Below are 21,705 nucleotides of genomic sequence, written 5' to 3'. Positions count from 1 at the left end.
CACAAATCAACGTCCAGCGAAGCGCACGCGCTTACGCGAGGATTCGAGCCGCAATGTGTTCGTCATGCGCGAACTGTTGCGCCCGACAGGCAGCGTGCTGACCTTGCTATTTTCCTGATAGCGGCGGCGCACGAGATAGACTGGCCGCCCTTTTGTCTCGTAGTAGATTCGGCCGATGTATTCGCCGACCACGCCGATTCCCACCAACTCGATACCGCCCAGGAACAGCATCACGGAAAGCAGTGACGCGTAGCCCGGCACTGGGTTGCCGAGCCAAAGCGTGCGCCCGATGATGAAGCCGCCATACACAAAAGCCACCGTGGCGATCGCAAGCCCAATATAGCTCCAACTCCGCAGCGGCACGGTGCTGAAACTCGTAATGCCCTCGAGCGCAAAATTCCACAGGCGCCATCCGGAGAACTTCGAATGACCAGCGCTGCGTGGTTCGCGCTGGTACTCGACGATCACGGTCCGATAGCCGACCCAAGCAAAGAGTCCCTTCATGAAGCGCCGCCGCTCCGGCAGGTTTCGCAATGCGTTGACGACCTGGCGGTCCATCAAGCGAAAATCACCGACGTTTTCCGGAAGCTTCACTTCCGATAGGGCATTGTGAACACGATAGTAGATCGCGGCGGCGGTACGTTTCGCGAAAGTGTCGCACGCCCGATTGGTCCGTTTGGCAGCGACAACTTCCGCCCCCTCCCTCCAATGTTCGATCATGACGGGAATCAAGCTCGGCGGATCCTGCAGATCCGCGTCGATCGGGATCACCGCATCGCCCCACGCCTCGTCGATCCCCGCCGTCAGCGCCGCCTCCTTACCGAAGTTTCGCGTCAAATCGATCACACGGATGCGCGTATCGCGCGCGCTGGCAGCGATCAACTTATCGAGCGTGCCGTCGCTGCTGCCGTCGTTGACGCAGACTATTTCGAACCGCGTCGACGCGATCCCCTCGAGCACCGGAACGATTTCGCTAAAGAATTGACCGACCGCCTCGCCTTCGTTGTAGAACGGCACTACTACTGAAATTAGCTGCATATTATTTTGTTCAAACATGATTGCCTCCCCGTAAATCCGATTTGATGTCATGAGCCGGTCCGGGCCTTCAACGCATATCGCGCACGTTGACTACCGCCGTTTCCTTCTCTTTTTTAACGGCCGTCACTCGACCCCATAACGCTGGAAGACCGGGGCCGCGCGTCCTTCCAGCACGATGCGCCGCACCAACAGTCCGAGCGTTGTCAGCGAGATCCACGGCAAGAACTGGAAGAGCCCGCAGGCAACGATCAACATGCCCCCAAGCGGGGCGACCCAGAGCACGGCCAGCCATTCCCGCTCACCTCGCTCCCAACCCGCGACCAGCGCATGCCGGCAATACCACGCGATCAAGACACCGAACCATGCGAGGTCGTAGTCGTAGAGATAGGGGCTCACGAGCAGGCTCGCACAGATCAACGTTGCCGCGCGCAGTGAATACGCGCATTCCCGGCTCCAGGCGTAACAGACGGCAGCTGCGGCGAGCAACGCGCACGCGCCTTGCGCTGCGTAGGCGAGCACAGCCGGCGCATGGACCAATGTAGCGAACGCGAATACAGTCGGCACGCGTGCCAGCGTGGCGTGCGCTGACTCGATGCTGTAAGTGGCAATTCCGGTGTTATGCAGGAATGCGGTTAGGGTATCCGCGCCGAACGCAAGCAAAGCCAACGCAAGTGTGGTCCCGGCCGTCAGCAAGAAAGCGGCGAGCGCGCGCCACGAACGCGAGCACAGTAACGCCAGCGGAAACAGCAGGACCAGTTGTGGCTTCATGCAGAGCAGGCCCAGACAGACCCCTGCAGCAACCGGCCGGGTGCGCAACCACACAAGGCCAGACCCAGCAAGCGCTGCTGTCAGCAAACCGTTCTGCCCGACGCTGATGACGAAAAGCGCACCAGGAAAGAACAGCACCGGCAGCATGGCGTGCCGGTCCGGCACGATGGCCCGGATCACCTTTACGAAGAGCACATATGCGCCACCGAGCCATAACACCGCGGCTGCCTTATACGGAAGCAGCGCGAGCGGAACGATCAGCAGCAGCGTGTTTGGCGGATACAGCCACGGCAGGATGCCATTGACGGTGCCCAGGTACGGCACCGTGCGGATCTCGATGACAGACAGCGCCTGAATGTTGTACGCGTCGACTGCGTGCCCGTGCAATGCAAGAACTGCTGCACTCCAGAACGGCAGGAAATCAACGACGAATGGACTCATGCCGCTCACCTCATTCTGCCGGCTCAGCCGGATCAGATAGATTGCGATGAACAACGCATAGCATCCAACTACGATAACCGGGTATAGCCGCAGACGGTTGGCGTTGAGCCAATGCGGACGCCTCGCCGGCCCCGCTGCGTGCAATGGAGGAAACGGCCGGCATTTGCGCGACGCGCGGCGCAACACGTTCATGTTCATGCCGCCTCCTGCTTATCGAGCCGCACACGCTGAACGATAGTAAGCAAAACGATCAACAGGACTAGCGGCCCGACTTGCGGCAGCTGCATCAGCCGATTGACGTACTCGTATAGCGGCAGCAGCCACGCCAGCACCAGAATGACCTGCTCGCCACGCCGCCAGCCCTTTTCCAGACCACATACCGCAAAGCAGGCAAGCGCCACGCCGAGCCAGGTCAATTCGTAGAACCATAGATAGGGGTTGGCAAGCATTGTCGCCACGGCCAACGCGGCGGCTCGCAGACGCAGATCGTCTGTGAGTTTCCACACATAACATGCGGCCACCGCCGCAATCAGTGCGACGCCGCCTTGCGCGACATAAGCCATGGTGACCGACGCGTCAGCGAGGCGTAACGCGGCGAACGGGGTCGGAGAAGCAAACCAGTACTGCATGCGGCTCTCGAGCACCATCTCCCGCGCGAAGCTCGTGCTGGCTGCGAACGCGTGGAGCGATTGAGTGCCACACACCAGCACACTGAGTGCTCCAAACGCCGCTGCGCTGATCGCCGCTATCCACATGGTTCTCCACGCACGCGCAGCGATCAGCACCACTGGAAACAGCACCGCCAATTGCGGTTTGATCGCCAGCAAGCCGATGCAGATACCGGCCAGTACGGGCTTTTTCTCGGCCCAGCGAACAGCGAAGGCCATCAGCGCAGCGGTCAATAGCGCATTCTGTCCAATGACGGCTGCGACATAGACACCCGGGTATGCCAGCACGACGAGCATCGCAATCCACGGGCGGCGAAAGTGCGCGGAAATACCGCTGACAGCTAGCGTGCCTGTAGCGAACAACCAGGCGCTGACGCACACGAACAATAAATAGCAAAAGGTGTAAGGCAGAAGAGCAAGCGGTGTGACGAGCAGCAATAGCGTTGGCGGATAAAGCCACGGCAGAAAGCCATGATTCACATACGCACCAAAAAGCGCTGATTCTGCCCGTGCAAAAGTAGGGTAATCGTAGACCGCCGCCGGTGAGCCGTTCAACATCATGTGCGACGCGGTCCAGAACACCGAAAAGTCGACGCCCGGCCGGGTGACATCGGTTGCCATGAAACCGCTGCTGGACCAACCCCATGCCGCCAGTACGATGATGTTCATGACCAGCATCGCGCAGCTGTACAGCAGCACGCGTTCACGTGTCAGCCAACTATGGATGCGACGTTCGCCGCCGAACGCTCCCCGATCTGAAAAGTACATGATCCCCGCCTCGCACGAAAGCCGGATATTTCTTTTCATCCGGTCTATCTGATTTTTTGTTTCTATTCCTAAGCGAACGAATGGTTCATCGCACGCTTGTGGTCGGATTCATTGTTGTGGGAAATACGTTGACTTTCAAGCCATCGTTTTCCTCACAGGCAGCGGCACCCGTCAAAAACGCGCGCCACGGGTCAAATTCGACACGTTTTTTCCTGCCCTGGATGTGACGCGTTTCAACTTTGAAACGATTTGGACTCAGAGGACTATGGAAATGCCGCCGATTTCGTCGACGCAAGCGTTCGCACCGGACTAGGGTAAGTCCCATTTACCGCTGCGCAAGGAACGGCGGGCCTCTGCGGGATTTTTTACCGGACCGATTTCCTCCGGAAATTGTTGCAGATTAGAGCCAACCTGTGCGCCAAGGACGAGAGCGAACCATGATGAAACTGGCCTCACGCCCGTATTTCCTCGCGTTTTGAGAAGCTGGCCCGGTGCTTGCAAAGGAAAGAGCGCGGAAGTCGACGACGTGACGACCGTTGCGATTCAGGCAGCAGGTGCAAGGGAGATCCTGAAAAACGCAACTGGAGTCAGCCACGGGGAAGTTTCTTCACATACGCAGCTGCAACTATCAAGACGGCGCGGATGGCAGGAGAACAGATGGTGGTCGCCGACTAACTAGCGGGCTCCGGCTTAGGCCGGAAGCCAATAACGAGCAATAGAAGTCGAGGACCAAGACATGAAGATCAATCAAATAAAACGACAGGATTGCCGTTGCTACGGCGACACCGGTCTCACGTTCCCTGCAGCACCCACGTCGTTCATTCGCCGCGCGCATCATCGCGCCGCCAACGATATCCACGGACCCTGTGCCTGGCAATTCGCCAGACACGCGCTCCGCAATCTGTTCACTCGCAGCAACTCTTCCGGCCAGATTGGCTGGCACGCATCAGCGTGCACGCCGGCGCGGCCGACCTAGACTCTGCGCCCTTCTTTTTCGCAGTGCCTGTAGTACCTTCCATCAGCCAATTCAGGCCGTTGGCTTTTAATTAGCTATCCAAAGGAGTTGACCATGCAACATATCATCGACCATGCCAAGCGTTTCGTTCGTGACGAAGACGGTGTAACCGCCATCGAATACGGGCTGATCGCAGCCTTGATCGCTGTCGTGATCATCGGCGCCGTAACGACCGTCGGCAACAAGCTGAATTCGGTCTTTACGACGATTGGGAATGACCTATAAGCCGCGCGCCGACGGACGATTTCGATGCGTTGATTCGTCCGTCTCCGCCGGGCTTTCCATTCTGACAGCGCTCTACAACCTACATAGGAGAGGGCAATGAATGCGATGAGAGAAGCGGCACGATTCGTTACGCTGATGCAGTCCTTCCGGATTGACGCAGCCCGCATCAAACGTTTCGTGTCGGACGAACAAGGTGTGACGGCCATCGAGTATGGCCTTATCGCCTCGCTAATTGCGGTGGTCATCATCGGTGCCGTAACGCTAGTCGGGACAGACCTGAACGCGGTGTTCACCACGATCGGAAACGACCTGTAGAGACGGGATTTGACGGGTGAGCGGATTTCCGTCTCTCCCGTCTTCCCAGAAATCATTGGGTGTTCAACCGTCGAGCGAATCCGACGACGAACCAATTCGGGAGATAGCCATGTACGCATGGAGAGCCATTGCAAGGCAATTGCTGCGGGATGACGGCGGCGTCACTTCGATCGAATACGCACTGATCGGGTCGCTCATTGCAGTGACGATCCTCGGCGCGATCGCCACGCTTGGCAGCTCCTTGGGCAATCTCTATCAGCGCATTGCGACCAAAGTCGCGACGGCGCTTGGATAAACGCAGACGAACCGAATCGAGACTCGCCATGTTTCTGCCCCCACAACCCATTCCGGCATGCGTGATCGCCCTGGCTATCGTAACGGCCAGCACGGATCTCACATGCCGTCGGATTCCGAACCGCATCATCGCAATTGGCCTCGCCGCTGCATTTCTCGTGCAGGTCTGGTTGAACGGTCCGCTTGCCGGTAGTGCGCACTGGTTAGCGGGTGCCCTGACCGGTTTCGCGGTGTTGCTCCCCTTCTATCTGCTACGGGGCATGGCGGCCGGCGACGTGAAACTGCTCCTGACGATCGGCGCCTGGGTCGGGCCGGCGATGACCGTCCGTATCGCCTTGGCAACATTCGTTGTTGGTGGGATCTGGTCGCTATGCGTCACCCTGCGTCGCGGTCGTACAAGGCAACTGTTCGTGAATCTCTGGTGCATTGTAAGCAGCGCGTGGCGCCCCGGACGACAGATGGCCGGGAATCCTCAGTACCAGCAGATCGAATCGGTTGGATCACTGCCCTACGGTGTCGCCATTGCCGCTGGCACATTGGGTGTGTTGTTCGCATCGGCTGCATAGCCGAGGAAATCCGGGGTTGCCGCCAGCATGGACAGCCAGAACTTTACAGCCTGTGATGCCGGTCGCAAACCGGTCCAGGAGAACAGAGCGATGAACCAGCAGAACATTGAAGGCGGGAGTGTCGCACAGGTTACGCACCTCCCCGATCCTGCGCCGTCGTACAGCCGTCATGCGGAGGAATCCACCGTGTCGCTGCGTGCTCCGCGCACGCTCACAGAGACCGGACTGCCGCAGGAGTTCGTGGCGCGGCTCGTACTCAAGTCCGTCCTGCTGCACGGCAAGTCGAGTTTCGCGGATCTCGCCGAGCGGCACAAGCTGTCGGTGGGCGTACTGGACGACGTGCTGGCATTTCTCGTGCGCGAACATCTGGTCGAGATCACCCACCGTGGTGCCAATGACATCGACGTGCAGCTTCGCCTCACGGACAGTGGCCGCAACCTCGCACAAGACGAAATGACACGCTGCAGATATTGCGGCCCTGCTCCCGTCGCGTTCGACGGCTATGCAGCAAGCGTGCGCGAACATTCGATTCGTCGGGTCCGCATCACGCAAGGCGATGTAAGTTCGGCCTTTCGCGACGTGGTCATCGATTACGCGCTGCTCGACGCAGCGGCGACATCGCTCAATGCTGGGCGCCCCCTGATGCTGCACGGCCTCGCGGGCAGCGGCAAGACCTTCCTCGCCGAGCGTCTGGGACTGCTGCTGCGCGGCAATGTGCCGATTCCCTACGCGCTCTACGTCGGCGGCGAAATCGTGCAGCTTTACGACCCACTCGTGCATCGCGATGCGCCCGAGCAAAGTCAGACGCAGGTGGCGGACCGGCGCTGGCGCATGTGCCGCCGCCCGGTAGTGATCTCAGGCGGCGAACTGACGCTCGAAGCGCTCGACCTGCGCCATGACGCCACGGCCGGCTTCTACCAGGCGCCGCCGCACATGAAAGCAAACATGGGGCTGTATATCGTCGATGATCTTGGGCGCCAGCGCATCGCGCCTCACGACCTGCTCAACCGTTGGTTGATGCCGCTCGATCGGGGCGTCGATCAGTACACGCTGCAATCCGGCTCGCGCTTCATTGCCCCTTTCGACGTATGGCCGGTGTTCTCCACCAATTTCGCTCCGACACAATTCGACGAAGCATTCCTGCGTCGTCTCGGCTCGAAGCTGTACGTCGGCCCCTTATCGGTCGATGACTATCGCGCCGTCTTCAACGCGCGTTGCGCTGCCCTCAAGCTCACTGCAGTGCAGACCTCATTCGACTACCTGCTGCACAACCTGCATCTGCCGAGCGGCAAACCGTTCCTGGCCTGCTATCCGGGCGATCTGCTCAGTCTGGTCTCCGCCACGGTGCACTACCGCGGCGCGGCGCGCGAAGTGACGGGGGAAGGACTGCGCGAAGCATGGCACAGCTATTTCGGCACCGCGATGGACCACGACAGTACTTACCCACCTATGACCGACCGGCCGGGCCAGCAGTTGGCAGTCGGTTGACCGGCAAGTATCCAATGACCTACGCAGGAGTATCACCATGAAAAACAGTCGCGCTTTAGTCATGTTGGCCGTCGCCATGGTGGCCGGTCTGGCCGCCGTAGTCTTTGCTTCTCGATGGCTGATACAAACCTCGTCGAACGCGGTTACGCCCATCGCGGTCGCGGCGGGCGACGTCAGTCTCGGCGAGCCGCTCAATGCCAATCTGATTCGCACCGTCAACTGGCCGACGGGAAGTGTGCCGCCTGGCGCGTTCACGGATCCGAAAGCGCTCGAGGGCCGTGTGGTGCGTGCGAGTCTCGGTCGCGGCGAACCCGTGATTGAGTCGAAGCTCGCGCCGATCGGCACCAAGGGCGGCCTCTCCGCCGTCATCGGTGAAGGCAACCGCGCCATCACGGTCCGCGTCAACGATGTGGTCGGCGTAGCGGGCTTCGCCCTGCCGGGCAACTACGTCGACGTCATCGTGAATACCCAGGAGCCGGGCAAGAGCGACGCTCAGCAAAGCATCTCGAAGATCGTGCTGGAAAAGATCCTCGTGCTCGCCGTGGCCCAGCAGGTCAATCGTGACGACACGGCGCCGAAGGTCGTCAACGCGGTCACGCTTGAAGTCTCGCCTGACCAGGCAGAAAAACTCGACCTGGCGCGCAGCGTCGGCACGTTGTCGCTGGTGCTGCGCAACCAGGTTGACAAGGCGACGCTACCGACCGGCGGCGCCACGAAGATCACGCTGCTAGGCACGCCGGTAGCCGCACCAGCCTCGGCACCCGCAGCTTTGCCCGCGCGGCCGGCGCGCGTGCACTACGCCGCACGACCAGCGGCGAAGCGAGATTGCGTCGGCGTGCTCTCGGGTGCGTTGGGCAGTGTGGAATGTTTCTAGGGCGGACGCGGTGGCGTCTGCGAAGACGAGCCGCCGCAGTTGACTCAACCAAGGCAAATAACTGAAGTCTCGATCGACCGAAGTCGAGAAACGGGGGCAGGAAAATGAAAACGAAACTGAGGTTCTCAACCGGTGGTGCGATGCGTAGCCGTTCGCTGAGCGGCGTCGTTCTCACCTCGGCGTTGTGCACCGGATTGCTCGTTGCACAAAGTGGCGCGGCGCAGGAGGCGGTCGAGGGCCCTGCGCTCGAGAAGGCCCGACCGAATACGCCGCTGCCGGCGGGCCGTGCGCCAATACCGATGATGGTCAGCATGGCGCCCATGCCGGCTGGCGGGGCAGCCGGCGCATCCGTGCCGCTGCGCGGCCCGAACTGCACTGGCGAGGTTCACGAAGACACCAGCGTGGTCGTGCCGGTCGGGAAGTCGACACTCCTGCCTCTCGCAGAACCGGCACGCAACCGTACGCTCGGCAACCCCACGATCGTGCAAGCCACGCTCGTGTCGCCACGCACACTCTACCTTGTCGGCATGGCTGTCGGCACGACCAACATGATCGTTCAGGGACGCAGCGGCGGATGTCAGATTATCAACGTGATTGTCAACATCGACGCCAACGGCTTGCAGCAATCGCTTGGGCAGTTGTTGCCCGACGAGCGTGGCATCCGTGTATCGACCGCTGCGGGCAACCTGGTTCTCGGGGGGCACGTGTCGAGTTCGCCGTCAGCCCAACAGGCGCTGGAGATCGCGAAGGCGTTTGCGAGCGCACAGCCGACCCAGCAATCGCAGAACGGGTCCGGCACCCTTGGCAACGGGACCAACGTGAACCAGCAGAGTTCGAGCACCAGCAAGCCGGCCGAGGTGATCAACATGATGACGGTGGACGCGCCGCAACAGGTGATGCTCGAAGTCAAGGTCGCCGAAGTGTCGAAAACGCTCATCAACCAATTGGGCTCGGCGCTCAACATTCAGGGCGGCTTCGGCTCATGGAGCGGCGTGCTCGTGAGTAACCTGCTGGCCGGCGTATCGAGCCTCATTTCGGGCAGCAAGGCGAACAACCGCCCATTAAGCTTTGCCATCGATGCGCAGAAGACGGACGACCTCGTCAAGATCCTTGCCGAACCGAACCTCGTCGCCATCAGCGGCCAGGAGGCCACGTTCCTCGCAGGCGGGAAAATCTTCATTCCGGTGCCGCAAAGCAGCAGCACGGGGGCGACGACCATCACTTTGCAGGAAGAAGAGTTCGGTGTGGGCCTGAAGTTCACGCCGACCGTGCTCGCCAACGGCCGTATCAGCCTGAAGGTCGCACCTGAAGTATCCGAGCTGTCGCCGACCGGCATCACGCTCAGCGCGACCAACGTCAGCGGTGTGTCGATTCTGCCGCTCATCACGACGCGCCGTGCTTCCACGATGGTCCAGATGAGCGACGGCGAGTCGTTTGCGATCGGCGGCCTGATGAAGAGCAATGTGACAGGTGCGCTGAAAGCCATTCCCGGCATCGGCGAAGTGCCCGTGCTCGGCGCTCTGGCGCGCAGCACGTCATTCCAGCAGGACCTCACGGAACTCGTGTTCATCATCACGCCGCATCTCGTCAAGCCGCTGCAGACTGCCGACCTGCCACTGCCGACTGACAGCTTCTCGCAGCCGAACGAGGCTGACGTCTACGCAACCGGCAACATGGAAGGGCGTCACCCGAAAATGCGTACCGCGCCTGCCGGCACTGCTCCGGCCGCTTCACCCATGCCAGCCCCGGCTTCGGTGAACCCACCGGCGCCGTTGCCCTCGCCCGCACCGGCGCCGCAACCGCCAGCCGGACCCGTCGCAACGGTGTCGCCGCAGTCCAGCGCGCAAGCGGCAGCGCTCGGCGCCGACCGGCCGCGCCTCATGCCGGATGCCACGGCCGGGACTACGGTCCCAGCGGACACACCGCCATCCGCGGAGACCGGAAAAACGGCCCGCGCCACCCGCATCGAAAGCGCCGCGGCAGGGATCGCCTCCCGCAAGGGTCGGCAAGACGTCGCGAACGCGGACGCTTCCAATCACGCGATCGAACATTGATGTGATGCCAAGGGGAATCTCATGAAACACGAACACTTTGCTTTCGCACGCTGGGCCACGCTCATCGTGCCGGTCTGTGCAGCGCTGGGCGGTTGCATGTCCAGCACCCCGATCTGGGACGCGCATTTTGGCGAGGCACTCAAATCCGTCACTCAGGCGCAGATCATCGATCCGCACGCGGCTCAACATGCGCAGTCGGCTCAGGGCCTGGACGGCAAATCCGCCGCAGCGGCAATGGGCAACTACGACAAGTCATTTCAACAACCCGCACCATCGCCGAACGCGTTTGTCATCGGCGTAGGAAGCGGGGGCGGCGGGGCCAGCGGTCAATAAGAACAATATGCACCGGGGGGCAACATGCGTAGCGTCAATCAATCTGGCAGGTGCGGTGCAGCTCGTCGAGGCGAGCGCGGCGCAGTGTCCATCATCGTCGCGTTGTCGCTCGTGGCGCTGATCGGCTTCGTCGGCCTTGCACTCGATCTCGGCAAGCTGTATGTGACCCGAAGCGAGTTGCAGAACAGCGCCGATGCCTGTGCGCTGGCCGCCGCACGCGATCTCACCGGTGCAACAGTCAATCTGTCTGTCTCCGAGGCGGCCGGCATGACTGCCGGCCATCTCAACTACGCGCTGTTCCAGAGCGGCGCCGTGCAGATGACAACAGACAGCAGCGTGCTGTTCAGCGATTCGCTGAACAATCCGTTCCTGCCCAAGAGCTCCGTCGCCACGCCGGCAAACATCAAGTACGCAAAATGCACGACAGCCAAAGCCAATATCGCAAACTGGTTCATACAGGTGCTTGGCGCGTTCAGCGGCACGAGCATAGCGAATGCCACCGTTTCCGCCACGGCCGTCGCAACTGTCGGCGCCGCGCAAACCACCTGCGCGATTCCGGCGTTCATCTGTAAGGCAGGAACCGAAACCACGCCACCGACAGCAGGCGAAACGTATACGGTCGGGCAGTGGATCGCGTCAAAAACCGGTGCGTCGCCGGCGTTCGGCCCGGGCAACTTTGGATGGGCCGCCCTCGACGGCAGCAACAGTGCCAATTCCATCAAGAATGAATTAACCGGGAATTATTGCGCTCTGCCCGCTGCCGGCGCGAACATCGGCTCGGCAGGCAACATGGTCGCCGACTCGGGCGCCTGGAACACACGCTTCGGGATCTACGGCACCTCGTACAAGGGGCCAGCCGACGGCGCACCCGACTTCACCGGATATGCGTACACCGCAACGTCTTGGCCCACGCTGAAGGACGCATACAGCAACTTCGTCAGCAAACGTCAAACGTTTCAGCCTTACCAGGGCGACACGCTCTCCGGCTCCAACACCAAAGGTACATACAGCGCGAGCAACTACCCGCTCGGTGCCGACCGGCGTCTCGCGCTTGCGCCCGAACTGGACTGCGGGGTGCTGGCAAGCAGCCACCAGGCTCCGGTCATTTCCTGGGACTGTGTGCTGATGCTTGACCCGATGGACTCCGGTGGCAACCCGGGCCCGGTCCATCTGGAGTACCGCGGTTCGTCGTCGGCGCCGGGGAGCCCGTGTGCGACGCAGGGTGTTCCTGGTTCCGGCAGCTCGGTCGGGCCGCAAGTGCCAGTGTTGCTTCAATAGGGGACTGTCATGAACAAACGCTCCAGCCGTCCAGCACGCATGCGCGGTGTCGCCGCAGTGGAATTCGCCATCGTGCTGATACCGCTCGTGACGCTCGTCGCCGGCGTGGCCGAATTTGGCCACGCAATTTACCAGTACGAAGCGCTCACAAAGGCCACCCGCAATGCTGCTCGCTATCTGTCGACTTACCTGCCGTCCGATAGCGCCTACCCGCTCGCACAGGCGCAGTGCCTCGCCGTCTACGGCAGTACGACCTGCGCGGCGCCGGGCAGCGGCGCGGAGCTCGTAGCAGGCTTGACGACCGCGATGGTGGTCGTGTGCGACAGTGCTCACACGACCAATTGCGCCGATGCATCGGACCCCGCGCAGTTCACCAACGTCCCGACGTACGACAACGACAACGGAACCGGTCCTTCGAACGCAGCCGGCAGCATCAACCTCGTCGAGGTCAAGATCAAGGGGTATCCGTACTCACCGATCCTGACCTACTTCAATCTGTCGCAACTGACGTTCGGCAACATCGTCACCGTGATGAGGCAAGTGTCATGAATCCGAGCCCTCTTTCCCGGTCACCGCGACTGCGCGCACAACGCGGCGCGGCCGTGGTGGAATTCGCGCTGGTGGCAGGCATCTTGTGCACCTTACTGATCGGCATTTGCGAAATGGGCCGCGTGCTCTTTTACTGGAACACGGCGAGTGAAGCAGTCCGCCTCGGCGCACGTACCGCCACGGTTTGCGACGCCAATGCCGCGGTAATCAAAAGCAGGATAACAAGCCTGCTGCCTCTGCTCGCCGCATCCAATGTGGCCGTCACGTATACACCGTCCGGTTGCGATTCCGACGCCACCACGGCACGCAGCGCGTGCACGTTGGTCACCGTCAGCGTCACCAACGTCAGCGTGAAAACCATGATTCCGTTCGTGCCCCTCACGCTAAAGATGCCACCGCTCACGACCACCCTGCCGCGCGAAAGTCTCGCAACGTCGACGGGCGGCGCCGTCTGTCAATAACACAACACACCCAGGCAGCCACGACCATGATCAATATTCTCATTGCTTCGGAAGACGCCACGCGATTGGCCAAAATCGTGAATCTGATCGGTGAATGCGGCAACTATCGCACGACCCGCGTGGCCGGGAGACCATCCTCGCTCGTTGAACGCGGCGACAGTCTGGACGCCTTCGACGTGCTGATCGTCGATGCAGTGTCACTCGAAACCGCCGAACTTCCGGTCGTCGGCAAGCTGTGCAATCGACGCTCCCAGGTCACATCCATCCTGCTGATTCCAGATGCGTCGCCGCAGACGCTGATCGAAGCCATGCGAGCCGGTTTTCGCGACGTGCTCGGTTGGCCGCTCAACAAGGCTTCGCTCGGTGAGGCGCTGTCGCGCATCGAGAGTCAACTGGCATTGACTGGCACACATGAAACGCAAATCGTCTCATTCCTGTCTTGCAAGGGCGGAGCGGGCACCAGCTTCATCGCCAGCAATGTGGCTCATGCGATCGCCGATAGCCAGCAAAAACGCGTGCTGCTGATCGACCTCAACCAGCTTTACGGAGATGCCGCCTTTCTGGTCACCGACGAAAGACCACCGTCGACGTTGCCGCAGGTGTGCGCGCAGGTGGAGCGGATGGACGCGGCCTTCTTCGATGCCTGCCTCGTGCACGTGAGCGACACCTTTCATATCCTCGCTGGCGCGGGCGATCCGATCAAGGCATCGGAGATCAAGGAAGAAAGGCTCGAATGGATTCTGGGCGTCGCCGTTCCGCGCTACGACATGGTGATCTTCGATCTCGGACAATCGATCAATCCGCTCTCCATCGTGGCGCTTGACCGCAGCAATCAGATCCATCTCGTCTTGCAGGCGAGCATGCCGCATGTACGCGCAGGCCGCCGTCTCCAGGAGATTCTGGCGTCGCTCGCGTATCCGCCTGACCGTACGCGGCTGCTTCTGAACCGTTACACGCGCCATCAGGAACGCGCACGGACCGCGCTCGAGGAGGTTCTCGGCATGCGTCCCTATCAGATCATCCCGGAAGACGCCGACACCGTGTCGGAATCAGTCAATCACGGCGTGCCGGTAGCGAAGCTGAGCCACAACAGCGCGGTGTCACGCAGTCTGCTTGCGCTCGCGAACAACATCGTCAGCCTTTCAGCGGGATCCGAAGAGGCACGCGTCAAGGCTGAGCCGCTGCTCAGCCGCTTCTTCGGACGCAGCCCGGCACCAAAGCTCAAGGCTATGTAACAGACACCATAGGAGACCATCATGTCGCTGCGTGAACAGATTTCCGCTCAACGCGTGCAGCCGTTCGGCGAACGCGAAAACGGGCAGCACTCGCCAAACCACATGGCACGGACCGCTTATCAGACGCTGAAACGCGAAATACATCAGTGCGTGCTCGAGCGAGTCGAACTGGAACGCCTGGCGCGAATGCCGCCTGAGCAGGTCCGTCACGAAATCGGTGCGCTCATTACGCGCATTCTCGAAGAAGAAAAGGCGCCGGCCAACGATCTCGAACGGCGGCAGCTGGTGATCGACGTCTACGACGAGATGTTCGGGTTCGGTCCTCTGGAAAGCCTGCTGCGCGACCCGACGATATCCGACATTCTCGTCAACACGTACAAACACACCTACGTCGAACGAAAAGGCCGGCTCGAATTGACCGACGTGAAGTTCTACGACGACGCACACCTGATGAAGGTGATCGAGAAGATCGTGTCGCGCGTGGGACGCCGGATCGATGAATCGAGCCCGATGGTCGACGCACGGCTTCCAGATGGCTCACGGGTAAATGCAATCATTCCGCCCTCCGCGGTAGACGGACCGCTGCTCTCAATCCGGCGGTTTGCGGTCAATCCGCTGCAAATCTCCGACCTCATCGACTTGCAGAGCCTCACACCGCCGATGGCGGAGGTGCTCGATGCACTGGCTCGCGCGAAGGTGAACATTCTGGTGTCGGGGGGAACCGGCAGCGGCAAGACGACGCTGCTCAACGTCCTGTCGGGCTTCATTCCGGACAATGAGCGCATTGTGACGATCGAAGACGCGGCGGAACTGCAAATGCGGCAACAGCACGTGCTGCGGCTCGAAACGCGGCCACCGAACATCGAAGGGCGTGGCGAGATCACGCAGCGCACGCTGGTGCGCAATGCCCTGCGGATGCGACCAGATCGCATCATCCTCGGGGAGGTGCGCGGAGCCGAGGCGCTCGACATGCTCAACGCGATGAACACCGGTCATGAAGGATCGCTTGCCACCATTCACGCGAACACCCCGCGCGATGCGCTGACACGCCTCGAAAACATGATCAACCTCGGGGGCCTGTCGCTGCCGACCAAAACCATGCGCCAGCAGGTTTCATCGGCCATCTCCGTTGTGGTTCAGGCAGCCCGGTTGACCGACGGCCGACGCAAGATCGTCAGCATCCAGGAGATCACCGGCATGGAGGGAGACATCGTCAACATGCAGGAAATCTTCACGTTCAAGCGAACCGGTGTCGATGAGAACGGTATCGTGCGTGGGCGGTTTTGCGCAACCGGCGTACGTCCAAAGTTCGCCGAACGCTTGCAGGCATTCGGCGTCGCGTTGCCCGACCAGACCTACGACCCGGGGCGGCACTTTGAAACCACGTGATCCGGCTGAACCGATCCGCTCTTTTTGAATCGCGCGGTCTAAGGAGACCTGCATGAACCCGATCTTCTACGCATTCGCCGTCTTCCTGTTCCTCGCAGTCGTTCTCGCACTCGAGGGCGGGTATCAGTGGTGGAACAATCGTCACGGCCCAGCAGCCCGCCGGATCGAATCACGTATTCGCGCATTGTCCGCTGGAGGTCAGGTCCACAAGGAACGTTTGACGATCCTGAAGCAGCGCATGTTGAGCGAGTCGGAACTGCTCGACAGGCTGCTGATGCAAATGCCTCGCATCCAGACGCTCGACCTGTGGATTCAGCAAAGCGGACTGAAGTGGTCGATTGCGCGGTTGATCGGTACGACCTTCGCTCTGCCTGCAACCGTACTCGCTCTGGCCACATTCACGCCCGTACCGACAATGTTCGCGGTACTCGCGGCCCTGTGCACGTCGGTACTGCCGTTTCTCCATGTGAGCCGTCAGCGCAGCAAGCGGCTGCGTCAACTTGAACGCCAGTTGCCCGATGTCGCTGACATGATTAGCCGCGCGCTACGCGCCGGACATGCGTTCTCCAGCGCCATCGGCATGGTCGGCTCTGAGTTCGCAGAGCCGATGGGTGCCGAATTCCGCATCACGTTCGACGAAATCAACTATGGCGTCTCACTGAACGAGGCCTTGATGAACCTCGCTACACGCGTACCGATCCGCGATCTGCGTTACTTCGTGATCGCGGTCCTCATTCAGCGGGAGACGGGTGGCAATCTGGCGGAAATACTGGACGGCATTGCAATGCTGATACGCGAACGGCTGAAGCTGTTCGACAAGATCCGCGTGCTGTCGGCCGAAGGCAAGTTGTCGGCGTGGATACTTGGCCTGCTTCCGTTCGCCACCGCGGGCTTCATGATGGTCCTGAACCCGACTTTCCTCGACGTACTGTGGCAGGACCCGGCCGGCATCAAAATCATAGAGGCTGTGGTCTTTTCCATGTTTTTCGGCGTGCTGTGGATGCGGCGCATCGTGAAAATTCGCGTCTGATAGAGCTTCTCACATGCTCGCCACGGAACAGAATATTTAGGAGTTGTTCATGCAAACGCTCGACTCGATGCATATGTTGTTGCTGGCCGGCCTTTTCGCGCTGGTGTTCGGCGCGGTATTCGCGGCAATGCTGCTGTTCTCTCCGCGCGATATGCGTCGGCGGATCGAACAGGCAGGAGGAGCCAACCTGCCCATATCAGAACAAGGCAACATGCCAACTGGGTCAGCATGGCTCGAAAAGCTCGCTGAGATCTCACAGCCGATTTCGAAACTATCGGTCCCCGTTGAGGGCTGGGAAAACTCGGCGCTGCGCGTGCAAATGATGAACGCAGGTTGGCGCACGCAGGGGGCCGCAGCACTCTATTTCGCCGCGAAAACCGTGCTTGCGCTCGCGCTGCCGCTGATTGCGCTTGCGTGGCTCGCCAGTACGCCACTCGCGGCGCAGAAGTACATGTCGATGGCCCTGCTCGCCCTGCTCGGCGCGATCGGCTATTACCTGCCGAATTTCGTGCTGACACGTCGCATCGCATGGCGAAAGCGTGCAATTTTTGAAGATTTTCCCGACGCGCTCGACCTCCTCACAGTCTGTGTCGAAGCGGGCCTCAGCCTCGACGCGGCGCTAGTGAAAGTGGCGGGAGAGATCGAACTGCGAAGCCCAGTGGTCGCAAGCGAACTCCAACTGATGCTACTGGAAATGCGCTCCGGGTTTACCAAGGAGAAAGCGCTACGCAACCTTTCTCTGCGCACCGGCGTGGAGGATGTCGACGCCTTTTGCGCAATGCTGGTTCAAGCCGAACGTTTCGGCACCAGCATCGGCTCTTCGTTGCGCGTACTTTCTGACACCCTGCGCACACGCCGCCGAATGCGCGCCGAAGAGCAGGCTTCGAAGATCGCGCTGAAGCTCCTCTTCCCACTCATTTTCTGCATCTTTCCTGCCCTTCTTACTGTCCTGCTGGGTCCGGCGTTTATTCACATCTACAGGATTCTGCTCCCCACGTTGAGCGGGGGCTAGCACGTGATCAAACGGCTTAGACAGCAAGGGACACACGAGACGGCATGACGCGCGTCGGACATCGGCGATGTGCATCGAATCTGACTTCCCAGGTATAAGTACGCATTTACCCATCAGCAAGTCGGAACGTTATTCCTGTACATGATCTTTGACCACGACGCTGGAGCAACAGTATCAAGACTATTTTCTTTGGCGTTTACAGCGAGTAGCATCGACATACCAAACGTCGTTGCGCTGTCGATTGTCAGGCGGGCAATGAAAAAAGAAAGTAGGACAGGGGGAGTGTCATGGCAAATTCACCCGACCATTTTCGAACGAGTTCCTGCGTGAGTGCCGACTCGGCGCAGTGCGCCCCCCCACTCCAGCCGGACACCCAGCGCCGGGTGATCTGCGTCGCTCGCGCACCCGACGAAGCGCTGATCGAAGAAATACGTTCAGCAGGCTGGGAAGTCGTCCTGGCGAAAACCGCCGCCGGAGCCGAGGCTGCGACGAAGAAATGTGGCGTAGCCGCGGGCCTGATAGATTTCGACGGTTTTACGCCGCGCGACTTTCCTACCCTGAAGGCATGTCTGAGCCAGACTACGATCGGCTGGGTGGCAATCACTGCTGAGGGCAAATCGGCAAGCAAGGCGGTTCGCGAACTGATTCGCAACTTCTGTTTCGACTACGTTACGCTGCCGCTGCCGGCCGAGTGGATTTCGCATGCGCTTGGCCACGCGCGAGGGATGGCGGCACTGGACTACGTCGATACGGCCACCGGCGCCCTGGTCACGGACGACAATACGATGGTGGGCACCTGCGAAGCAATGCAACAGCTGTTCAGCACCATCCGCAAGGTCGCAAACACGAACGCCAGCGTGTTTATCTCCGGCCAATCAGGTACCGGAAAGGAACTCACCGCCCTCGCGATTCACAGGTGCTCACCGCGCCGAAAAGCGCCTTTCGTTGCGATAAATTGTGGCGCGATTCCACATCATCTTTTGCAGTCTGAACTTTTCGGCTATGAACGTGGCGCATTCACTGGCGCGCACGAACGCAGGATCGGCCGCATCGAATCGGCGAACGGGGGCACCCTGTTTCTCGATGAAATTGGCGACACGCCGCTTGAGACCCAGGCCGGCCTGCTGCGCTTTCTACAGGAAGGGAAAATCCAACGGCTCGGTGGCAACGAGTCGATTCCCGTCGACATACGCATCATTTCAGCGACCCACGTCGACCTCGAAGCCGCCATACTCGCAGGGCGTTTCCGCGCCGACCTGTTCCATCGCCTGTGCGTGCTGCGCGTTGACGAACCACCGCTGAGCGCGCGAGGTAAGGATATCGAAGTCCTGGCGTACTACGTCCTGCAGAAGTACAAAGCCGACAGCACCCACAAGATTCACGGCTTCACGCCGTCGGCCATAGACGCAATGCACAAGTACCACTGGCCGGGGAACGTGCGCGAGCTGATCAATCGCGTGCGCCGTGGGCTAGTCATGGCTGAAGGCAGGCTGCTGACAGCCCGAGATCTCGATCTCGACCTCGAATCGCAGACGGCCGGAAGAACAGCGACGCTCGATTGTATCCGTGAACAAGCCGAGCGCAGTGTCATTGAAACCGCTTTGCTGCGACACGATTACCGGCTGGGAGAAACAGCGACGGCCCTCGGCATTTCGCGTGGCACGCTGTATCGGCGAATGGTCGCTTACGGAATGCACGTCGCGGAAGATACGGATTCAGACAATACGGGTGCGGAATTGGATGGGGATGTGCCCATCTGAATGGCAACCTTCCGATTTCACGCGGCCAGCATACCCGTGATGATCAGCGACGCGAGAAGTACGCGAGATCTCTTCATGTCTTATCTCCTGTCAGATCCGCGGCTTACCGGCTTGGGGAAGCACTGAAACGGGCAATCGGGAATCGCCGCATCTCCTATTCAGCTAATCAGAGCCATTAGCGAGTACTGACTGCTGCCCGAGGGTGAATTTATTCGAGATCCGGGCCTCGCGTTCTCCCTGATGCGGCAGCAGGCTGTCGAGCGAGCGCAATTGCGCATTGGCCTGGCACTGCGGATGCACGCTGCATCACATGCAAATTGGCGCCCAAGGTTTCTCCCGGCACGCCAGCAGTTTGCCAAACATTCTGGTTACTGATCGTTGCAATTTATTCGATTCACTTACAGGGCGTTTCCGTATTCTTCAGCTCACAACAATGAAGGAGGATTCCCCATGAAAACGATACTCAGAACGCTGACGTGCATGCTGGCGTTTCCACTCGCGCTTGCCGCATGTGGAGGCGGAGGCGGCGATGGCGGCAGCACGGCCACTGGCACGCTCCATGTCCAGATGACAGACTCCCCGTCATGCGGCTTCGATCATGTCTATGTGACGGTCAGCAAGGTTCGCGTCAACACGAACGCGCAGGCCGGTGACGCTGACGGCGGCTGGACTGACGTGGCTTTGGCGAGTCCGCAGAAGATCGATCTGCTGTCGTTGACCAACGGCGTGCTGGCCGACCTCGGACAAACCGCGTTGCCCTCTGGCCAGTATCAACAGGTTCGTCTGGTGCTCGCGCAGAATCAGGGCAACGCATTGGCGAATTCGATTGTTCCAACGGGTGGCAGCGAGCAGCCGCTTGACACGCCAAGCGCCACGCAAAGCGGCTACAAGATCATCCGGCCGTTCACGGTCCAGCCCAACACACTGGTCGATCTCGTACTCGACTTCAACGCGTGCAAATCGATCGTCCAGAAAGGTAACGGCTCGTACAGTCTGAAGCCGGTCGTGACAGCGACGCCGACGGTCGTGAGCGGCACGATCTCTGGCTATGTCGCGCCAAGCGAAGCCGGAGCCGCTGTCTATGCGGAGCAGAACGGCCACGTCATCAAGGGCACCGTTGCCGACAGCAACGGACAGTTCGTCCTGACGCCGCTCGAGCAGAGTTCCACCAACGGCAACTATGATGTCGTCATCGTGCAGAATAACGTTGCGACGGGTATCGTGCGCTCGGTGCCGGTCGTTGTGAATACATCGACAGTCGTTGCCACGTCGTCGGCACCGATCGTGCTGCCGCCCTCCGCGATGCACGTCGCAAGCGGGACAGTTCTGCCGGTCAGTGCGCAGGCCATCGTACGAGCGCTGCAATCGATCAGCGGTCTAAATTATGAAATCACGACCGCGAACGCCAACCTGGATACCGGCAACTACGCACTGAACCTGCCCGCCGCCGCGCCAGTTACTGGCACCTATACAGGAAACCTGCCGGTTGCGCTTTCCGCTGGGAGTGCCGCCGGACAGTACACCGCGGAAGCCGATAGCGTAAGCGGGGCGACCCAATCGTCCGCAGTCAATGTATCGACAGCCGATCAGGCCAACGTCAACTTCAGTTTCTGACGATCATTACGTGATGAAGGAAGGGCGAATGCCCTTCCTCGAGGAACCCCATGAAAAAAATCTTCTGTCTCCTGATAACGAGTGCCGCCCTGTTGGGCGGCTGTGCGCTCTATGTGCCTGATTCGCCGGGCGTGGTCGTCGTGCCGCAGGGTGGGCCCCAAGGCGGTCCGGGCAACGGCTTCTGCCCACCGGGACAAGCTAAAAAGGGGAATTGCTGACGAGACGACTGATGGGCCAACGGGGCGCTCGCAGGACGCTGGACCCTTGTAACCGACTGTAAGTGGCGCAATCTCGTGCCGACGGATCAGGGCTCGATTTCTCGGCCGATTCCTTGCATTGGCCTCTTCATCGGCTACCATAAATGTAGCCTGCATTAATACTTTTCGAATGAAGACAATACTCCATTTAAAGCAAATTAATCAGAGTAAATGTCATGGCGTTCCGAATCCTACAGCTCACCAATAGCCGGCCTTGGCGGTGCTTATGCTCGACTCATCTGCGCTATCGCCCCGCCGTTGGCCGGGCGCTGG

Annotated in this window: 20 protein-coding genes; 17 read left to right on the top strand and 3 right to left on the bottom strand. The window is 60.4% G+C overall.

The annotated features are described in order from the left end of the window. Positions 1 to 6 precede the first annotated feature (6 nt). The 3 genes from AC57B1_RS31840 to AC57B1_RS31830 all read right to left on the bottom strand — a co-directional run bounded on the left by AC57B1_RS31840 (position 7) and on the right by AC57B1_RS31830 (position 3,683). Positions 7 to 1,056 (bottom strand): glycosyltransferase, encoded by a 1,050-nt coding sequence (locus tag AC57B1_RS31840; protein WP_496419697.1) that lies wholly within the window; start codon positions 1,054 to 1,056, stop codon positions 7 to 9. 105 nt (positions 1,057 to 1,161) lie between these two features. Beyond that, the gene (locus AC57B1_RS31835) at positions 1,162 to 2,445 is read right to left on the bottom strand and encodes a glycosyltransferase family 87 protein (protein ID WP_496419696.1); all 1,284 of its coding nucleotides are present in this window, start codon (positions 2,443 to 2,445) and stop codon (positions 1,162 to 1,164) included. Continuing rightward, on the bottom strand, positions 2,442 to 3,683 hold the full coding sequence (locus AC57B1_RS31830; protein ID WP_496419695.1) for a glycosyltransferase family 87 protein: 1,242 nt from the start codon (positions 3,681 to 3,683) through the stop codon (positions 2,442 to 2,444). Before AC57B1_RS31830 ends, AC57B1_RS31835 begins: the two co-directional genes overlap by 4 nt. 1,069 nt (positions 3,684 to 4,752) lie before the next feature. Between AC57B1_RS31830 and AC57B1_RS31825 the strand changes: the two genes are divergently transcribed. The 17 genes from AC57B1_RS31825 to AC57B1_RS31745 all read left to right on the top strand — a co-directional run bounded on the left by AC57B1_RS31825 (position 4,753) and on the right by AC57B1_RS31745 (position 21,175). Continuing rightward, complete coding sequence (locus AC57B1_RS31825) at positions 4,753 to 4,923, top strand: Flp family type IVb pilin (RefSeq protein ID WP_408184337.1); 171 nt, start codon at positions 4,753 to 4,755, stop codon at positions 4,921 to 4,923. A 135-nt stretch (positions 4,924 to 5,058) separates the two neighbouring features. Then, a complete protein-coding gene (locus tag AC57B1_RS31820; protein ID WP_408184356.1) occupies positions 5,059 to 5,238 on the top strand; it encodes a Flp family type IVb pilin in 180 nt (59 codons plus the stop codon). A 109-nt stretch (positions 5,239 to 5,347) separates the two neighbouring features. Further along, positions 5,348 to 5,533 (top strand): Flp family type IVb pilin, encoded by a 186-nt coding sequence (locus tag AC57B1_RS31815; RefSeq protein ID WP_408184338.1) that lies wholly within the window; start codon positions 5,348 to 5,350, stop codon positions 5,531 to 5,533. A gap of 28 nt (positions 5,534 to 5,561) precedes the next feature. Then, positions 5,562 to 6,098, top strand: coding sequence for an A24 family peptidase (locus tag AC57B1_RS31810; RefSeq protein ID WP_408184339.1), 537 nt, complete (start codon positions 5,562 to 5,564; stop codon positions 6,096 to 6,098). A 90-nt stretch (positions 6,099 to 6,188) separates the two neighbouring features. Beyond that, positions 6,189 to 7,586 (top strand): DUF8689 domain-containing protein, encoded by a 1,398-nt coding sequence (locus AC57B1_RS31805; RefSeq protein ID WP_408184340.1) that lies wholly within the window; start codon positions 6,189 to 6,191, stop codon positions 7,584 to 7,586. Positions 7,587 to 7,623: 37 nt separating this feature from the next. Then, positions 7,624 to 8,460, top strand: a complete 837-nt coding sequence (gene cpaB / locus AC57B1_RS31800) for a Flp pilus assembly protein CpaB (protein WP_408184341.1) — start codon at positions 7,624 to 7,626, stop codon at positions 8,458 to 8,460. A 104-nt stretch (positions 8,461 to 8,564) separates the two neighbouring features. Further along, positions 8,565 to 10,514: a type II and III secretion system protein family protein gene (locus AC57B1_RS31795; RefSeq protein WP_496419694.1), complete on the top strand. Its 1,950-nt coding sequence runs from the start codon at positions 8,565 to 8,567 to the stop codon at positions 10,512 to 10,514. Between the two features lie 21 nt (positions 10,515 to 10,535). Then, on the top strand, positions 10,536 to 10,847 hold the full coding sequence (locus tag AC57B1_RS31790) for a hypothetical protein (RefSeq protein ID WP_408184343.1): 312 nt from the start codon (positions 10,536 to 10,538) through the stop codon (positions 10,845 to 10,847). Between the two features lie 24 nt (positions 10,848 to 10,871). Next, the gene (locus AC57B1_RS31785) at positions 10,872 to 12,125 is read left to right on the top strand and encodes a pilus assembly protein TadG-related protein (RefSeq protein WP_408184344.1); all 1,254 of its coding nucleotides are present in this window, start codon (positions 10,872 to 10,874) and stop codon (positions 12,123 to 12,125) included. Positions 12,126 to 12,164: 39 nt separating this feature from the next. Then, positions 12,165 to 12,674 carry a TadE/TadG family type IV pilus assembly protein gene (locus AC57B1_RS31780; RefSeq protein ID WP_408184357.1) on the top strand — a complete coding sequence of 170 codons (510 nt, stop codon included), beginning with the start codon at positions 12,165 to 12,167 and terminating at the stop codon, positions 12,672 to 12,674. Continuing rightward, positions 12,671 to 13,135: a TadE/TadG family type IV pilus assembly protein gene (locus AC57B1_RS31775; protein WP_408342147.1), complete on the top strand. Its 465-nt coding sequence runs from the start codon at positions 12,671 to 12,673 to the stop codon at positions 13,133 to 13,135. Before AC57B1_RS31780 ends, AC57B1_RS31775 begins: the two co-directional genes overlap by 4 nt. Before the next feature lie 26 nt (positions 13,136 to 13,161). Next, entirely contained in the window at positions 13,162 to 14,370 is a 1,209-nt protein-coding gene (locus tag AC57B1_RS31770; RefSeq protein WP_408342145.1) for a CpaE/TadZ family protein, read from the top strand. 21 nt (positions 14,371 to 14,391) lie between these two features. After that, the gene (locus AC57B1_RS31765; protein WP_408342143.1) at positions 14,392 to 15,759 is read left to right on the top strand and encodes a TadA family conjugal transfer-associated ATPase; all 1,368 of its coding nucleotides are present in this window, start codon (positions 14,392 to 14,394) and stop codon (positions 15,757 to 15,759) included. 52 nt (positions 15,760 to 15,811) lie between these two features. After that, positions 15,812 to 16,789, top strand: coding sequence for a type II secretion system F family protein (locus AC57B1_RS31760; protein ID WP_496419693.1), 978 nt, complete (start codon positions 15,812 to 15,814; stop codon positions 16,787 to 16,789). Between the two features lie 49 nt (positions 16,790 to 16,838). Next, complete coding sequence (locus AC57B1_RS31755) at positions 16,839 to 17,801, top strand: type II secretion system F family protein (RefSeq protein WP_408342141.1); 963 nt, start codon at positions 16,839 to 16,841, stop codon at positions 17,799 to 17,801. Between the two features lie 287 nt (positions 17,802 to 18,088). Beyond that, positions 18,089 to 19,561 carry a sigma-54 dependent transcriptional regulator gene (locus AC57B1_RS31750; RefSeq protein WP_496419692.1) on the top strand — a complete coding sequence of 491 codons (1,473 nt, stop codon included), beginning with the start codon at positions 18,089 to 18,091 and terminating at the stop codon, positions 19,559 to 19,561. A 450-nt stretch (positions 19,562 to 20,011) separates the two neighbouring features. After that, positions 20,012 to 21,175: a DUF4382 domain-containing protein gene (locus tag AC57B1_RS31745; protein ID WP_408184351.1), complete on the top strand. Its 1,164-nt coding sequence runs from the start codon at positions 20,012 to 20,014 to the stop codon at positions 21,173 to 21,175. The last annotated feature ends 530 nt before the right edge of the window (positions 21,176 to 21,705 follow it).

The organism is Paraburkholderia sp. BGA-UO-ETr-F21 (assembly GCF_059567925.1).
The sequence above is the reverse complement of the archived record's forward strand: the minus strand, read 5'-3'. Positions and strand labels throughout refer to the sequence as shown.

Excerpts from the sequence above, each read along its gene's own strand:
- AC57B1_RS31810 (WP_408184339.1), top strand. The coding sequence starts at position 5,562 with ATGTTTCTGCCCCCACAACCCATTCCGGCATGCGTGATCGCCCTGGCT.
- AC57B1_RS31795 (WP_496419694.1), top strand. The coding sequence starts at position 8,565 with ATGAAAACGAAACTGAGGTTCTCAACCGGTGGTGCGATGCGTAGCCGT.
- AC57B1_RS31770 (WP_408342145.1), top strand. The coding sequence starts at position 13,162 with ATGATCAATATTCTCATTGCTTCGGAAGACGCCACGCGATTGGCCAAA.
- AC57B1_RS31745 (WP_408184351.1), top strand. The coding sequence starts at position 20,012 with ATGAAAACGATACTCAGAACGCTGACGTGCATGCTGGCGTTTCCACTC.
- AC57B1_RS31755 (WP_408342141.1), top strand. The coding sequence starts at position 16,839 with ATGCAAACGCTCGACTCGATGCATATGTTGTTGCTGGCCGGCCTTTTC.
- AC57B1_RS31775 (WP_408342147.1), top strand. The coding sequence starts at position 12,671 with ATGAATCCGAGCCCTCTTTCCCGGTCACCGCGACTGCGCGCACAACGC.
- AC57B1_RS31805 (WP_408184340.1), top strand. The coding sequence starts at position 6,189 with ATGAACCAGCAGAACATTGAAGGCGGGAGTGTCGCACAGGTTACGCAC.
- AC57B1_RS31765 (WP_408342143.1), top strand. The coding sequence starts at position 14,392 with ATGTCGCTGCGTGAACAGATTTCCGCTCAACGCGTGCAGCCGTTCGGC.
- AC57B1_RS31750 (WP_496419692.1), top strand. The coding sequence starts at position 18,089 with ATGGCAAATTCACCCGACCATTTTCGAACGAGTTCCTGCGTGAGTGCC.
- AC57B1_RS31820 (WP_408184356.1), top strand. The coding sequence starts at position 5,059 with ATGCAGTCCTTCCGGATTGACGCAGCCCGCATCAAACGTTTCGTGTCG.
- AC57B1_RS31825 (WP_408184337.1), top strand. The coding sequence starts at position 4,753 with ATGCAACATATCATCGACCATGCCAAGCGTTTCGTTCGTGACGAAGAC.
- AC57B1_RS31785 (WP_408184344.1), top strand. The coding sequence starts at position 10,872 with ATGCGTAGCGTCAATCAATCTGGCAGGTGCGGTGCAGCTCGTCGAGGC.
- cpaB (WP_408184341.1), top strand. The coding sequence starts at position 7,624 with ATGAAAAACAGTCGCGCTTTAGTCATGTTGGCCGTCGCCATGGTGGCC.
- AC57B1_RS31840 (WP_496419697.1), bottom strand. The coding sequence starts at position 1,056 with ATGTTTGAACAAAATAATATGCAGCTAATTTCAGTAGTAGTGCCGTTC.
- AC57B1_RS31830 (WP_496419695.1), bottom strand. The coding sequence starts at position 3,683 with ATGTACTTTTCAGATCGGGGAGCGTTCGGCGGCGAACGTCGCATCCAT.
- AC57B1_RS31780 (WP_408184357.1), top strand. The coding sequence starts at position 12,165 with ATGCGCGGTGTCGCCGCAGTGGAATTCGCCATCGTGCTGATACCGCTC.
- AC57B1_RS31815 (WP_408184338.1), top strand. The coding sequence starts at position 5,348 with ATGTACGCATGGAGAGCCATTGCAAGGCAATTGCTGCGGGATGACGGC.
- AC57B1_RS31760 (WP_496419693.1), top strand. The coding sequence starts at position 15,812 with ATGAACCCGATCTTCTACGCATTCGCCGTCTTCCTGTTCCTCGCAGTC.
- AC57B1_RS31790 (WP_408184343.1), top strand. The coding sequence starts at position 10,536 with ATGAAACACGAACACTTTGCTTTCGCACGCTGGGCCACGCTCATCGTG.
- AC57B1_RS31835 (WP_496419696.1), bottom strand. The coding sequence starts at position 2,445 with ATGAACATGAACGTGTTGCGCCGCGCGTCGCGCAAATGCCGGCCGTTT.